The sequence below is a fragment of the Nocardia sp. Marseille-Q1738 genome (assembly GCF_965283145.1).
Genome location: NZ_CBDIMS010000004.1, coordinates 475,173 through 488,880 on the forward strand (window position 1 = coordinate 475,173; position 13,708 = coordinate 488,880).

Consider the following 13,708-nt stretch of genomic DNA (forward strand, 5'->3'; position numbering starts at 1 on the left):
CAGATCCGCCACCCGCTCATCGACTCCGCGTCAGTCCCACCACAGGCGCCACAGGGGTCTCATCAGCGACTCGGCCAGTTCGTCCACTGAGTCTCGATCCTGGGTCGCCGCGTCCGGGCAGTACAGGTATGCCTCCAATGCCATGGCGAGCGCGGCGTCTTCGCGCAGCACGGGCTCCTCGACCTTCAACCACATGGTGTCCGAGTCGAGCGCCACCAGTTCGCAACCGCGCGCTGCTGACCAGCGCCGCAGCACCGCCGCGTGGATATTGCCGCCGAGACCGTGATTGATGGCACCCGACCACCGCAATTCCCGCGGAACCAGCCAGGAGTTCGCGGCAGGAATCAATGCGAGTTGATCGAAATCCTCACAATCGGGACGGATCGCTGTGACTACTTCCGGGGAACCACTGCGTCAGCGCCGGATTCCGGCCGGTTGCGCCACTACCCCGTGTCGCGAGCACGGGCATACCCGCCCTGCCGTCGAATTGAGCACCGCCATTCATTCCGCTCGAGAGGGTTGGTGTCCGCTCCATCATCAGAGGGGCTGGCGGAGACCGGTCATGAGGCGTGCGATGTGCTGAGGTACGTCGGTGGGGGCGAGGGCGGTATGGCCGACCAGGAGGCGGTACCAGAAGGGGCCGAAGATCAGGTCGGTGGCGTGGTCGAGGTCGAGATCGGGGGCGAGCTCGCCGCGCACCATGCCGCGGGAGAGGATGTCGGAGACCACTTTCCGGCGTGATTGCACCCACTCGCGGAAGCGGCCGGCGAACTCCGCGTCCAGTTGGGCCTCGGCCATCATGCCGCGCAGTGCCTCGACCCGGAGCGGGAACTCGACGACGCGATACAGCTCGGTGGTAAAGGCGATCAGGTCGGCCTCGACGGATCCGGTGTCGGGTTCGGGCATGCGGCGCGCGACCGCCTCGCTCTGGGCCTCCATCACCAGCATCGGTTTGGATTTCCACCAGCGGTAGATCGTGCTCTTGGCCACGCCGGAGCGCGCCGCCACACCTTCGATGGTGATTTGGCCATAGCCCTGTTCGTCCAGGAGTTCGGCCGTCGCGCGCAGCACCGCCTCGCGCGCGGAACTGCTGCGCTGCCGTCCGCCGGTCCGGCCTCCGATCGCCATGGCGGTGAGTGTATCGGCCTGCTATCGTCTATCGAAACGCTACGTAGCGTTTTGATTTATGAGAGTCCGAGGTGACAATCCCGATGAGCACGATCATCGTCTCGCACGGCTTGGGCGCAGACAGCGACAGCGTGTGGTTCCCCTACTTGTCCGCGCAGCTGACGGCGCTCGGCCACACCGTGGTCGTCCCGAACCTCCCCGATCCCGGCACGCCCCGCCTCGAACCATGGCGAAAGACCTTGGCGGCGGCTGCCGAGGGCGGGTCGGCGTCCGACACGGTCGTGGTCGGCCACAGCATCGGCGGCGTCAACGTGCTCCGGATGCTCGAACACCATGATCCCGACGCGCACGGACGGTTCGCGGGGGCGATCCTGGTATCCACCGCCGCCCATGAAGTGGGATACGAGGCATTGGCCGAATTCTTCGATCAGCCGTTCGACTGGGGCCGGATTCGCAACGCCGCCAGCGAGTTCCGCGTCCTGGCGGCGGTCGACGACCCGGTCAATATCCCCGACCCAGTCGCACACGTCGGCCTGCTGGTCCGCAACCTCGGCGCGACCGCCACCATTCTTCCCGCCGGTAGGCATCTGGGCGACTACCCCGACGACCACATCGACCTCCCGGAGGCGGTCCGCCTCGTCACCGCCATCCTGGCAGGCCGCTCATGACCACCAAAACCGTTGCGACACCGGCCAAATGGAAGATCTGGCTGCTGACTGTGGTCGGACTCTATCCCCTGCTGATCCTCCTGGTGACGGTCACCGCCCCGCTGCTCGAGCCGCTGCCGCCCTCGCTCCGGTTGGCCGTCATCGTCCCTATCGCGGTGGCCGCCATGGTCTGGATCGTGATGCCGTTCCTCACCCGTCGCTTCGCAGGCTGGCTGGGCCGCTGACACCCGCCCGGCGGATCCGACACCAGAGACAATGTCCCCGCGCTCGCTGCTGACCGCATCGAGCGCTCGATGTCGGATCCACGATCAACCGATACGACTCCATGATCAATGGCACACGTCTGAGGGACCTTCTCGCGAAATGCCGCAGCCGTGTGCCATTGATCATGAACCCCGAAAATGGCTGGAGGCGGGGAGGGTTCCGCCGCTACGGTGGTCCGGTTGCTAGTCGTGGAGCCACGTCGGATGCCGGAGGAGGTTGCGGTGGTGGATCGCGGACCGCGCGCCGCTGTGGATGCGCCCTCCTTGTCGGCCGGTGAGCGAGCCGATCTGGTTGCGTGGCGACGGCGGGATGCGTTGCGCCGCAGCAACGCGGCGCGGCCGGTGCCGAGCAAGCGCAGGTATCGGCGCGGGCACAAGCACAGGAAAGCAGCGATGGACGACTGACCCCGGTCTCGCCACAATTGTCGAATCGGTGAACAGGCGTGTGGGCCCCGGCAGGTGTGCGATTCGCCGGCAGAGCTGGCCCCGTCGCATTTAGGCGAATCGCCGTACGCGCTTGGTGTGGTGCTCAACGCAGGCAACATCTACATCGGTAGCACCGTGCACCGGTGCTACCGATCTACCATTTCGCAACCAGGAAGCAGTCAACGCGTGGTTGATGGTTATTCGGCCACGTCCTATGTATCGCGGGTGACCCTGTGGTGGACCCCGCCCCTCAGGGCTGCAAGTACAGCCGCTCGTTCGGCAATCGAGGAAGACCGGCGGCGTCGCCGGGAACGATGGTCACCGCGTCGCGGTAGTGACGAGTGCGCCAGTCCTCTACGAACGTCAACGCAGCCGTGCGGCAGGCAGCGAAATCAAGGCGAATATCATGGAATTGGACTGAAAGGTGTACGTCGTCCTCGCCTGGGCGCGGAGACACGGTGTTGCTCATTCCCCCCTTTCACCGCCCGCGTCCTGCCGGTAGACCTCGGGGGCGAACAGGTCATCGCTCACACGAACCCCCGCGTAGGAGCATCTGCTACGAGACAGCCCTGCGTGCTCACCAATTACGCCGTCGGCTACTGGAGCGACGCCTATGCATTGCGGGCACCCAACCATGACGAGGGTGCCGGTGCCCTTGAACACCTCTCCAGCAAAGGCTGACAACCGAATTCGCGGGCCGGACTCGGACTCAGCCATGGACCGGCGCCTTCCGGGATGTCGTTGGTCCGGCGCAATCGCGGATGGCCTTGACGACCGCCATTCCGGACGGGCGGAAGTCGTCGCACGGTGGGGTGACCCAGACCCGAAATCCCGCCTGCCGTGCACCGGGTGATGGCAACGCGATTTGCGCGCCGAAGCGCGATATCGAAACGTTGAGCCGGAACAACTCGGCGAACAGTCTGTTCTCGTCCGGCACATCCGGCATGATGAGGAACGTCCATCGTTTCGACCGCGGATGCGAGACGATCGGACCTGGCGAGGTGCCCTGGGCCTGCATGTGGTTCTTCACCCGGCCACCCAACTGCGCGGGCATGGTGATCGCACCGACTCGGCCCGCGGGCACGATGATGCTTCCGAGTTCCGGCTGAACTCTCGCGGGTAGTCCGCAGGTCTCACGATAGAACCGGCACCGCGTCAAAGGCGTATCGGCCTGCACCGACGGCAGCACCCGAGTGTCGTCCAAACCCATCCCCAACCTCCCAGCTCGTGGCGTGATGAGCACCCGGCGCCGAGGAGCTTGCGCCACCGACCGACCGCTGACGGTGATCGGAGTGCCCTTGGGCGGCAAGGGCATCGACCCGGCGCCGGGTGCAAATTCAGTCTGTTACCCACCGCACGAAGGTCGGTATATGTTCGACGCGGACAGATAACTGTCCGCATCCGAGGCTGCACCAAAATTGGTCGCATACGACCAGGTCACAGAGGATGAAGTGATGGCCCAACAACCGCGTGAGCTGGCCGCCATGGAGTCGGCACGGCAGTTCTTCGGTGCCGAGTTGCGGCACTGGCGACTGTTGCGGGAAATGTCGCACAACCAACTCGGTGCGGTCAGTCATGACAGTGGTTCACTGATCGGCAAGGTAGAGAAGGCCCAACGGCGTCCCAGTAGGGACTTCGCGCGGCGAATGGACAAAGCACTCGAGACCGGCGGCGTCCTCGAGCGCATGTGGATCGACATCAATTCCCGGGCAGTACAAGAGGATTCGACTCACGCTCTGGTTCCGGACGAGCCCAATGCACCGTGGGTCGGCTGCGAGGTTTTCGATCCCTTCCGGGAATGGTTGGACGAGACTGTTCCGGCCTTCGCGACGGGTGCGAACCCTCGGCGTGTCGGAACTGCCGATATCGCGGTCATGTGGTCGATGTGCGACGTGTTCGCCAACGCGGACCATCACCTTGGCGGTGGCTATGCCCGGGCGACACTGGCGCGGTTCCTTGATGACGTCGTAGGTCCGGCCTTGCATGGTTCATGCGACAGTCGCACCGTGCCCGAGCTGTATGCTGTCGCGGCGCGACTGTGCGATCTCAGTGGCTTCATGTGCTTCGACTCGGCTCGGCAAGGGCTCGGACAGAAGTACTTTCGGCACGCTCTTCGACTCGCGAAGGCGAGCGGCAATGTGGTGTTGGCAGCGCATATCCTCACGGACATGTCGATGCAGGCGCACTACCTCGGTCGCCCCAAAGAGGCGCTGTGGTTTGGGGCCGCTGCCGTTCGCGCCGCTGACCAGTCGGGTTCCCCGAGCACCGCTGCCCGTTGCAACGCGTTGCTGGCGCGTGCCTATGCGCTGTGTGGCGACGCGAGCGCGAGCGCAGAAGCGATGGTCGAGGCCGAGCGCCGACTGGACCGCTCGCGCCCGGAAGACGAGCCGGATTGGATCCGGTTCTTCACCGAGCGGCAGCTGTCGGCCGAGTTCATGTACGTGGCCCACGATGGGCGTCGCTCCCTGGACGTCCAACGGCACGCACCGATAGTGCTGGCGGATTCCGTAGGGATGGAGCGGCGGCACGTACTGGCGGCTGCCACACTTGCGGCATCCTACGTGCCGGATCACGTCGACACTGCGCGGAGTCGGACTGCCGAGATCGAACAAGCCTGTCAGGTGCTCCGGGACACGATGAGCGCCGCGCGGGGATTGACCAGCGCTCGCGGGATCGAGTCGATCAATATCGTTCGTCGGCGGCTGGCACCGTACGCTGACATGGCTGTGGTTCAGCAGGTCGAGAACGAATTCCAATCGACGGTTGCATTGGTCGGATAGGGCTGGCATGTCATCGGAGGAGTTTGCGGCGCTACGCAGCGCGTGCGAAGCGTATGGGTTCGACTCCACGGGCGCGGAACTCATCCACTATTCCAGCAATGCCGTCTACGTTCTGCCTCGACACCGCGTCGTTGGACGGGTGAGCACGATCGAGACGGACCCGGACCGGCCGAGACGGACCTACGCGGTCACTCAGTGGCTGATCGAGCGGCACGACTTCGCCGCGACCGCTCCACTGCCTGGAGTGGAACCGGCCCGGATCAACGGGTACACGGTCGGATTCTGGCGGTACTACCCGCAAACAAGCAGCATGCCCGAGCCGACATCGAAAGAACTGGGACGCCTCCTGCGTTCGCTGCACGCCGTACCTACGCCCGAGATCGAACTACAGCAATGGACAGCGCTGGAGTCACTACACGGGGCACTGCTGGATAACGACACCGCGGAAAGCGCCATCAGTGCGGAAGAACGCGCGTGGCTGCTCAGGCGCGTCGACGAGATCCGCAAAGAACTGAGCGAACTCGATTGGCCACTGGGCATAGGACTCATCCACGGCGACGCCTGGGCGGGAAACCTGCTGTGGGACAATACAACCAACCCCACGCGTGCACTATTGGGCGACTGGGACTGGGTCAGCGTCGGGCCGCGCGAAGTGGATCTCATACCGACATGGCACGCCGCGGTGCGTTACGGACGGGACACGGTCTGGGTGCGTAACTTCATCGAGGAGTATGGGTACGACCTGTCGGACTGGTCCGGATACCACGTTCTGCTGGACATGCGCGATCTCGTTCAGGTCACCGGGCCGCTCCGTCGGGCGGCAGTCGCACCCGAGTATGCAGGCCGACTGCGGCAACGAATCAACGACATTCGGGCAGGTAACCGGACGACTTCATGGAGCCAGTACGGCTCGCGTGGGCGGTGAACCCATGGTGAACCGCCACGGGCACGGGCACCACGGCACCGAGGGGCGCCGCTCGTCGTCGGCGAGGGTCGATCACGTGTCCGGCACCGAGCTCGGTTGGGATAATTTGGCAGTGGACGACGCAAAGACCCAGTGGTGCAATACAACCCATAACTGGGCGAGCACGGTGGACTTCGACCACCTGGAACGCATCCGCCGGGATCCGAGGGCAATGGCTCCCGGCGGTTTTCGGCACTTGATCCTCGAGGTCGTCGCTTACGCTGCGGACGAAGCAGAAAGCAACCACGGGGGACGATGCGTCATCACACTGCACGCCGACGGATCGGCGTCGGTGTGGGACAACGGGAGAGGCACCGACACTCGCGTCGATGATCAGGGTCGGACCGTCAGAAAGCCGATCATGGCATCGAAAGACCTCCGGTTCTTCGACTCTCCCTCCGCACAACTGCTTCCCGACGACCAGCCCCGCCGCGGCATGTCCGTCGTCGCGGCCCTGAGTCAATGGCTCGTTCACACCAACCGCCGCCGAGACGGAGCCTGGACCCAGCGCTACGAACATGGTGTCCCTGTCACCGAGCTGATACCGATCACCCCGGACAGCACCACCGGGACGACTGTCCACTTCCGCCCGGACAATGCGATGCACATGAACGATGGGCTGACAGCCGACGAGCTGACGCGGTTGACGGCGCAGTGGCGACAGTTGTCCATCCACATCAACGACGCACGCTCTAGCTGACGGCTCCCGCTTCGTTTCGCTCGAGGTCACCGCAGGCGCAGAGGTCGCGTTCGCGTTGGCCCTGCTGCTGTGCGGCACCCCCGAGGACTTCGCGGCGGCGTCGGAGCGACGGCTACGCCTGACCTTCGGCTTGCGCAAGGAGCGCGGCCGATGGCTTGTCGCGCATGAACACCATTCGTTCCCCGACGCCGCCCCTGCGGCCGAGTCCTGAGTCAAGCAGCCACGAAGAACAGACCGGCGCCGTAGGCCTCGCGAGCGGAGACGAAGAAACCCTCGTCCGTCTGCCGGAGGGGCACGCCGGAATTCTCGATGATGCCGCGCGCGACGGCGAGATCGTCGACCGCGATGGTCATGGCGGCCAGATATGACGACGCGGGTGCCGGTTCACCTGGCAGTACGGTCTCGGCTTGCGATGCGCGCACGATCTCGAGCTGTCCGGAGCTCATCTCGAGCACGGTCCGGGCTCCCTTGCGAACGACGGGTACGCCCAGTATCCGGGTGTAGCGGTCGATGATCGCGTCTGCTTCGTCGTCGGCCGCGACGATCAGCACCGCGGCGATGGCGCGGGCTCCGTTCGGGTGCGACAGGTAGCGCGGCTGGTGCACGTACTTGCGGGTGAGATGCTGGGCGACGCCGAGCATCGCCTCCGGCGTCGAAGCCGGGTGCACGTGCACGGCCCGTGCACGCACGGTGCGGACGCCGTCCTCGGTGTCGACATCACGCTCCAGATCGAGCACACCGGACGCTCGCACACCGGTCGCGAGGAGTTGCTCCCGCGCAGTTTCGGCATCGGTGGTCTCGAGATTGAGCAGCCGGAAGCCTTCGTACTGGTCGGCCATCGCCTTGGTGTGCCACGGGTCGGGCGCCGACTCATCCACGATGCCGAGCAGTTCGAGGTAAGAGCCGCCGAAAAGGGCGCACCGGTTGGCCGTGCAACCCGGCACGGGCGTCTCGCCCGGATATGCGCTCAGCAGGTGGCGCGAGCGCGGGCTCAGGGTGAATCCCAGGTCGAGGTAGCGGCGTTCGAGACCGTCCAGATCGCGGGTCAAGATGCCGGTGTGGTGAATGGCGTCGATTGTTTTCTGCACGCCGTCGATGCTCGCCACGTCGGCTCTTCGCGCGGCGTCACCGCGGCCGATACGCCGGATTCCGGCCACTGCCCTACCCTGAGGGGGTGGATTCGGTCATCTTGGACGACGTCGACCGAAGACTGCTGCACGCGTTGCAACTCGACGGCCGCGCGCCGTTCAGCAGGCTCGCGCCGGTGCTGGATGTGTCCGAGCGCACCCTGGCCCGGCGCTACCGGCGACTGCTGTCGACCGGCGCACTGCGGGTGACCGGGGTCGCGGACACCCAGCGCGCGGGCCACGCCGAATGGCTGGTCCGCCTGCGGGTGCGGCCGGATGCCACGGCCGCGCTGGCACGAGGGCTGGCGCGCCGCGCCGACACCGCCTGGGTGACGGTCATCTCCGGCGGAGCCGAACTCGCCTGCCTGTTCCGAGTCCCGGGCGAAGCACCGCTGCCCGAGCTGGCCCGCCACCCGGCCGTCCTCGCCGTCGAGGCACATCGGGTGCTTCGGCATGTCATGCAACGCCGCTGGCAGGGCCGTATGTCGGCGCTATCTGCCGAACAAAGTGCGGCAGTACGCGCGCCGGAGCAGGCGCCCGCTCCGACGGCTCTGACCGAACTCGACCAGCGCCTGCTTCCCGTGCTGGCCGCCGACGGCCGGGCGGCATATCCACAGCTCGCGCGGGCGGTCGGCTGGTCGGAGTCCGCGGTGCGGCGGCGCGTCGAGGAGTTGCGCCACGCCGGGATGCTCAGATTCGACGTCGAAATAGATCCGGTGCTGTTCGGCTTCACCGTGCAAAGCTTGCTCTGGTTGTCGGTCAGCCCCGGTCGTCTCCTGACCGTCGCGAACGCCGTAGCCGCCGATCCCGAAGCGGGCTTCGTCGGCGCGATGACCGGCCCGCACAACCTGCTGGCGTGCGTCGTCTGCCGCGACACCGATGCCCTGTTCCGCTACACCACCGAGCGGATCGGGTCGCTGCGCGGGATCGAACGGATGGAGATCAGTCCGATCAGCGGCTACGCCAAGCGCACCGCACCGCCACGATTCATCTGAGGCACGTCGGCAGGAAATGCGAAACCTCCAGCCTCCCAGCCGCTTTCAAGCCCACCGCGCCTTCCACGTGAATCACGTAACACGCCGCGCCACGGCGAAAACGAACGCAGTAGGGTCGAGTGGTGACCTGGACCGTGGGCTTCGACCTCGACATGACGCTGATCGACTCGCGGCCCGGCGTCGCGCGGGCCATCGACACCCTCGCCGCCGAATTCGACCTGCCTCTGAGCGGTACGGCGTTCGCCGATCGGCTCGGACCACCGCTGGCTACGCTACTTGTCGAAGCGGGCGCTCCCGAGGGTTTGGTCCCTGATCTGATCACCCGGTACCGCACGCTGTATCCGACGCTGGTGTCGACCATTCCGCCCATGCCGGGCGCGGAGGCGGCACTGGCGGCAATCGGGGCGCGCCGCGGACGGGTGCTCGTGGTCACGGGCAAGCACGCCCCGCTCGCACGGCTGCACATCGACGAACTCGGTTGGCGGATCGACCATCTCGCGGGCGATCTCTGGTCGGCGGGCAAGGCGGCGGCGCTGCGCGAGCAGAGGGCCGATCTGTTCGTCGGCGACCACGTCGGTGACATGCAGGGAGCACAGGCCGCGGGGGTCCTCGCGGTCGGCGTCAGTACCGGGCCGTGCACGGCGGACGAACTGCGCGCGGCGGGCGCCGACGTGGTGCTCGCGGACCTCACCGAGTTTCCCGGCTGGCTCGCGGCGGAGTTCGGCACGGTCGCCGCCGGTTGGACAGGGCTTGCCGACCAGCGGTCGAGTCAGTCCGACTGATCCGGCCAAGGCCCACGCACCCCCCAGCTCGGCGGCCAGCCGCCGGATCGATACCGCGTCCAGGCCCGTCCGCGTCCACCACCGCCGCCGAACGATGCGCTCCCGGTTGAGCAGCGATTGACGCGGTCTTCCACGCGAGCTCCTCCCAAAACTTGCAGTGTTAGTTTATTGAACGTTAGCCTACCGCCCGTGAACCTCGAACTCTCCGACGAGCAAACCGCGGCGCGGCAGCTGGCCGCCGATTTCGCCGATCGTGAGATCGCGCCGCACGCCGCGCGATGGGATCGCGAGGAATCCGTCGACCGGGCGATCATCGGCCGGTTGGGCGAACTCGGCTTCCTCGGACTCACCATCCCCGAGCAGTACGGCGGCAGCGCGGGCGACCATCTGACCTACTGCCTGGTCCTGGAGGAACTCGGGCGCGGCGACTCGGCCGTGCGCGGCATCGTGTCGGTCTCCCTCGGCTTGGTCGCCAAGTCGATTCACCACTACGGCACCGAGGAGCAGAAGCGGACCTGGTTGACGCGGCTCACCGCGGGCGAGGCGCTCGGGTGTTTCGGGCTGACCGAACCGGGCAGCGGGTCCGATGCCGCCCAGCTGCGCACCCGCGCGGTGCGCGACGGCGACGACTGGGTGCTGTCGGGCACCAAGATGTTCATCACCAACGGCACTTGGGCCGACGTCGCGCTGATCTTCGCGCGCACCGGCGGCGAAGGGCATCGGGGCATCACCGCTTTCCTGGTCCCCACCGACTCCCCCGGCTTCACCGCGCGGGAGATCCACGGCAAGCTCGGGTTGCGCGGACAGGCCACCGCGGAACTGGTGCTCGACGGGGTACGCGTACCCGACAGCGCCCGGCTGCACGCCGAGGGAAAGGGCTTCACCGTGGCGATGGCGGCGCTGGCCAAGGGCCGCATGTCGGTCGCGGCGGGGTGCGTCGGCCTGGCGAAGGCGTGCCTGGACGCCGCGGTCGGCTACGCCACCGAACGCGAGCAGTTCGGCAAGCCCATCGCGGGACACCAACTCGTGCAGGAACTGCTCGCCGACATCGCGCTGGACGTGGACGCGGCCCGGCTGCTGGTCTGGCGGGTCGCCGACCTCATCGACCGCGGCAAGGAGTTCGCGGTGGAGTCCTCGAAGGCGAAACTGTTCGCCTCCGAGGCCGCGGTCCGGGCGGCCGACCGGGCGGTGCAGGTGTTCGGCGGGTACGGCTACATCGACGAATTTCCCGTCGGCAAGTACTTGCGCGACGCCAAGGTGATGACCCTCTACGAGGGCACCAGCCAGATCCAGAAACTGCTCATCGGGCGCGCGCTGACCGGCGTGGCCGCATTCTGAGAGGACCACCGATGCAACGCTTCACCGATCGGGTCGCCGTCGTCACCGGCGCCGCCCAAGGCATCGGCGCGGCCACGGCGCTGCGCCTGGCCGCCGAGGGCGCGGCCGTCGCCGTGCTGGACCGCAACTCGCCCGACGAGACCGCCGCGCAGATCACCGCGGCGGGCGGCGTGGCGCGCAGCTACGTCTGCGACGTCACCGATCGCGCGTCGGTCCAGGCAGCGTTCGACAGCACCGCAGGCGATCTCGGCAGCCCGCAGATCTTGGTCAACAACGCGGGCATCACCCGTGACGAGCTGTTCTTCCGCCTGTCCGAGGACGACTGGAACGCCGTGCTCGCGGTCAACCTGACCGGCGCATACCACTGCGCGCAGGTCGCGCAGACGTTCATGGTGCCCCAGCGGTACGGCCGGATCGTGTCGTTGTCGAGCCGGTCGGCGCTCGGCAATCACGGCCAAGCCAATTACGCGGCCGCCAAGGCGGGCATCCAGGGCTTGACCGCGACGCTCGCCATCGAGCTCGGGCGCTACAACATCACCGTGAACGCGGTGGCGCCCGGCTACATCGCCACGGCCATGACCGCGGCCACCGCGAATCGGGTCGGCATGTCCGCCGAGGACCATCAGAAAGCCGTCGCGGAACGCACGCCGTTGGGCCGAGTCGGGCAGCCCGAGGAGGTCGCGGCGGTCATCGCCTTCCTCGCCGGCGACGAGGCGAGCTACGTCAGCGGCCAGACGCTGTACGTCAACGGCGGCGCGCGGTAAGAATCGCAGGCCGGCCGACCATCAGGGGCGAGTCCGATCGCTCACGGGCTGAATCAGGCCACCACGGCGAGCAGTGTTGTCGCGGACTCGGCAAGTTCACGATCACCGTGCAATTCACTACGCTGACGGGCTGTTTCGACAGTGATGCCACGGCTGGCCAGCCGCCAGAGCGTGTCCTGGTCCATCCGGACGGATGCGGCCGGCTTCACAGTGTGCGACGTCGTCAACGTCCAGCTCTGACCGTCGGACTCGGCCGTCCAGCGCCCGCCCGCCGGGCCGGTGATCTCGAACTGCACCGCCGTCCCACTTGGACGAATCCGATCACGCAAGGCCGACGGCAGAGCGTGGAGGAATGTGACCAGCACCGGGCGCAGCATCGATACGTCATCGGCGCCGGGGCAGGACACCGCGTCGCGGATCTGTTGCTGATGGACCCAGAATTCGGTGTATTCGCGGGCAATGTCGAGCCAGGCCGGACTGGTACCCGGGCCTGCCCACGAGACGTCCAGATGTGCTGGGCCCGCCAGGTCGGTCGCCGCCCACAAGAGATCCAGCTCCGGGCCCAACTGAGCCAGCAGCTGGATCACGAGGTGCGGGCTACATTGCCGCATCGCGCGGACGAACTCTTCGTTCATGCGTGCCAGGTAGGCGGGCAGGGTTTCGCCGTCATGGAAGACGGCACCGGCGTGTTCGTCCCGGCTGCCAGAGATGCGCCGCATGTAGTCGTTGAGAATATGGGCGGTCACGTCGGCGACATCCCAGCCAGGACACACCGTCGGCCTCTTCCAGTCCGCCGACTCCAACGATCGAAGCAGCTCGAGCAGCGCCTGCCGTTCGAGCGGGAACAGTGGTCGGACATCGATCGGGATCATGGTTGTTCAGTGAACCGCTCATCTCGGCGCCGATGCCAGCGCTTTTCCGGAAATGCTACTCGGCGCAGAGTCGAGCCACCGCAGGGGCGCGAGCGGCGTGATAGCTCACCACGGCACCGGTCCGGTGCGGTCGAAGAAGCCGCCGGTCGGACCGTCCGGCCCGAGCGTCGCCAGCCGCACGATGGCGTCGGTGCCCTCGGTGACGGTTTGGAACCCGGAGTGGTCGTTGAGGTCCGTCGCGGTGTAACCGGGGTCGGCGGCGTTGACCTGGATGCCCGGCAGTGCGCGCGAGTACTGCGACGTGATCATGTTCAGCGCCGTCTTCGACGCCGGATAGGGCAGGCCGAGCAGGGTGGATTCCACCCGGCTCGGATCGGAGGTGCGGACCAGCGAGCCCATGCCGCTGGAGACCATCACGACGCGGGGCTGCGTCGCCGCGCGCAGCAGCGGCAGGAAAGCGTTCGTCACTTGGACCGCGCCGAACACGTTGGTCTCGAATATGGCGCGAAAGTCGGCGGCCTCGACCTGTTCCGGTGTCTTGCGTGTCCCCGCGATGCCCGCGTTGTTGACCAGCACGTCCAGCCGGGGCGTGCGCTGCCCGACCGTTTCGACCGCGGCCGCGATGGACGCTGCCGACGTGACGTCGAGCTGGACGAACTCGACAGCCCACCCGTTCTCGGCGAATTCCGCCGCGGCCGCCGCACCCAGCGTGACGTCGCGCGCGCCGAGGAACACGCGCCAGCCCAAAGCCGCCAGCCTGCGCACGGTTTCGCGTCCCAATCCCTTGTTCGCCCCGGTCACCAGGGCCGTTGTCGTGTCTGCCATGGTGACAGCGTCGCGTTCCGGGCACTGGCGTACCAGGGCCAACAACTCCTGGGAGTACCGATCCCACCCCGAGCGG

Annotated in this window: 16 protein-coding genes and 1 pseudogene; 10 read left to right on the forward strand and 7 right to left on the reverse strand. The window is 66.9% G+C overall.

Annotated elements, in window-relative coordinates; all coding sequences use genetic code 11:
• Positions 1–30: 30 nt before the first annotated feature.
• Both ACWPXK_RS18790 and ACWPXK_RS18795 read right to left on the reverse strand, forming a co-directional pair.
• Entirely contained in the window at positions 31–348 is a 318-nt protein-coding gene (locus ACWPXK_RS18790) for a DUF4253 domain-containing protein (protein ID WP_454197431.1), read from the reverse strand.
• 189 nt (positions 349–537) lie between these two features.
• Entirely contained in the window at positions 538–1,128 is a 591-nt protein-coding gene (locus tag ACWPXK_RS18795) for a TetR/AcrR family transcriptional regulator (protein ID WP_454197432.1), read from the reverse strand.
• An 83-nt stretch (positions 1,129–1,211) separates the two neighbouring features.
• Between ACWPXK_RS18795 and ACWPXK_RS18800 the strand changes: the two genes are divergently transcribed.
• Both ACWPXK_RS18800 and ACWPXK_RS18805 read left to right on the forward strand, forming a co-directional pair.
• Positions 1,212–1,796: an alpha/beta fold hydrolase gene (locus ACWPXK_RS18800; RefSeq protein WP_454197433.1), complete on the forward strand. Its 585-nt coding sequence runs from the start codon at positions 1,212–1,214 to the stop codon at positions 1,794–1,796.
• Positions 1,793–2,020, forward strand: coding sequence for a hypothetical protein (locus ACWPXK_RS18805; RefSeq protein ID WP_454197434.1), 228 nt, complete (start codon positions 1,793–1,795; stop codon positions 2,018–2,020). The genes ACWPXK_RS18800 and ACWPXK_RS18805 overlap by 4 nt, the downstream gene beginning before the upstream one ends.
• A 715-nt stretch (positions 2,021–2,735) precedes the next feature.
• Here ACWPXK_RS18805 and ACWPXK_RS18810 read toward each other — a convergent pair.
• The gene (locus tag ACWPXK_RS18810; RefSeq protein WP_454197435.1) at positions 2,736–2,954 is read right to left on the reverse strand and encodes a hypothetical protein; all 219 of its coding nucleotides are present in this window, start codon (positions 2,952–2,954) and stop codon (positions 2,736–2,738) included.
• A gap of 240 nt (positions 2,955–3,194) precedes the next feature.
• Positions 3,195–3,695 carry a DNA-directed RNA polymerase subunit beta gene (locus tag ACWPXK_RS18815; RefSeq protein WP_454197436.1) on the reverse strand — a complete coding sequence of 167 codons (501 nt, stop codon included), beginning with the start codon at positions 3,693–3,695 and terminating at the stop codon, positions 3,195–3,197.
• Between the two features lie 244 nt (positions 3,696–3,939).
• On the opposite strand from ACWPXK_RS18815, the gene ACWPXK_RS18820 reads away from it, so the two are divergent.
• The 4 genes and pseudogenes from ACWPXK_RS18820 to ACWPXK_RS18835 all read left to right on the forward strand — a co-directional run.
• Positions 3,940–5,265, forward strand: coding sequence for a helix-turn-helix domain-containing protein (locus ACWPXK_RS18820; protein ID WP_454197437.1), 1,326 nt, complete (start codon positions 3,940–3,942; stop codon positions 5,263–5,265).
• Positions 5,266–5,272: 7 nt separating this feature from the next.
• Positions 5,273–6,190 carry an aminoglycoside phosphotransferase family protein gene (locus tag ACWPXK_RS18825; RefSeq protein ID WP_454197438.1) on the forward strand — a complete coding sequence of 306 codons (918 nt, stop codon included), beginning with the start codon at positions 5,273–5,275 and terminating at the stop codon, positions 6,188–6,190.
• 76 nt (positions 6,191–6,266) lie between these two features.
• Positions 6,267–6,929, forward strand: coding sequence for a hypothetical protein (locus ACWPXK_RS18830; RefSeq protein WP_454197439.1), 663 nt, complete (start codon positions 6,267–6,269; stop codon positions 6,927–6,929).
• Position 6,930: 1 nt separating this feature from the next.
• Positions 6,931–7,140: pseudogene (locus ACWPXK_RS18835) on the forward strand (nuclear transport factor 2 family protein); the annotation flags it as partial.
• Between the two features lies 1 nt (position 7,141).
• Here the strand turns inward: ACWPXK_RS18835 and ACWPXK_RS18840 are convergent.
• Entirely contained in the window at positions 7,142–8,086 is a 945-nt protein-coding gene (locus ACWPXK_RS18840) for a VOC family protein (RefSeq protein WP_454197440.1), read from the reverse strand.
• A gap of 17 nt (positions 8,087–8,103) precedes the next feature.
• On the opposite strand from ACWPXK_RS18840, the gene ACWPXK_RS18845 reads away from it, so the two are divergent.
• From ACWPXK_RS18845 to fabG, 4 genes are all read left to right on the forward strand, one after another.
• Positions 8,104–9,051, forward strand: coding sequence for an Lrp/AsnC family transcriptional regulator (locus ACWPXK_RS18845; protein ID WP_454197441.1), 948 nt, complete (start codon positions 8,104–8,106; stop codon positions 9,049–9,051).
• A gap of 122 nt (positions 9,052–9,173) precedes the next feature.
• On the forward strand, positions 9,174–9,833 hold the full coding sequence (locus tag ACWPXK_RS18850) for an HAD family hydrolase (protein ID WP_454197442.1): 660 nt from the start codon (positions 9,174–9,176) through the stop codon (positions 9,831–9,833).
• Between the two features lie 189 nt (positions 9,834–10,022).
• Positions 10,023–11,171, forward strand: coding sequence for an acyl-CoA dehydrogenase family protein (locus tag ACWPXK_RS18855; RefSeq protein WP_454197443.1), 1,149 nt, complete (start codon positions 10,023–10,025; stop codon positions 11,169–11,171).
• 11 nt (positions 11,172–11,182) lie between these two features.
• Complete coding sequence (fabG, locus tag ACWPXK_RS18860) at positions 11,183–11,935, forward strand: 3-oxoacyl-ACP reductase FabG (RefSeq protein WP_454197444.1); 753 nt, start codon at positions 11,183–11,185, stop codon at positions 11,933–11,935.
• Between the two features lie 53 nt (positions 11,936–11,988).
• Here the strand turns inward: fabG and ACWPXK_RS18865 are convergent, their stop codons facing one another.
• Together ACWPXK_RS18865 and ACWPXK_RS18870 are read right to left on the reverse strand one after the other, a co-directional pair.
• Positions 11,989–12,807, reverse strand: a complete 819-nt coding sequence (locus ACWPXK_RS18865; protein ID WP_454197445.1) for a maleylpyruvate isomerase family mycothiol-dependent enzyme — start codon at positions 12,805–12,807, stop codon at positions 11,989–11,991.
• 105 nt (positions 12,808–12,912) lie between these two features.
• A complete protein-coding gene (locus tag ACWPXK_RS18870) occupies positions 12,913–13,632 on the reverse strand; it encodes an SDR family NAD(P)-dependent oxidoreductase (RefSeq protein WP_454197446.1) in 720 nt (239 codons plus the stop codon).
• Positions 13,633–13,708: the final 76 nt, after the last annotated feature.

Coding starts and splice junctions, on each gene's coding strand:
- ACWPXK_RS18870 (WP_454197446.1), bottom strand. CDS start 13,632: ATGGCAGACACGACAACGGCCCTGGTGACCGGGGCGAACAAGGGATTG.
- ACWPXK_RS18810 (WP_454197435.1), bottom strand. CDS start 2,954: ATGAGCAACACCGTGTCTCCGCGCCCAGGCGAGGACGACGTACACCTT.
- ACWPXK_RS18865 (WP_454197445.1), bottom strand. CDS start 12,807: ATGATCCCGATCGATGTCCGACCACTGTTCCCGCTCGAACGGCAGGCG.
- ACWPXK_RS18805 (WP_454197434.1), top strand. CDS start 1,793: ATGACCACCAAAACCGTTGCGACACCGGCCAAATGGAAGATCTGGCTG.
- ACWPXK_RS18795 (WP_454197432.1), bottom strand. CDS start 1,128: ATGGCGATCGGAGGCCGGACCGGCGGACGGCAGCGCAGCAGTTCCGCG.
- fabG (WP_454197444.1), top strand. CDS start 11,183: ATGCAACGCTTCACCGATCGGGTCGCCGTCGTCACCGGCGCCGCCCAA.
- ACWPXK_RS18820 (WP_454197437.1), top strand. CDS start 3,940: ATGGCCCAACAACCGCGTGAGCTGGCCGCCATGGAGTCGGCACGGCAG.
- ACWPXK_RS18825 (WP_454197438.1), top strand. CDS start 5,273: ATGTCATCGGAGGAGTTTGCGGCGCTACGCAGCGCGTGCGAAGCGTAT.
- ACWPXK_RS18815 (WP_454197436.1), bottom strand. CDS start 3,695: ATGGGTTTGGACGACACTCGGGTGCTGCCGTCGGTGCAGGCCGATACG.
- ACWPXK_RS18800 (WP_454197433.1), top strand. CDS start 1,212: ATGAGCACGATCATCGTCTCGCACGGCTTGGGCGCAGACAGCGACAGC.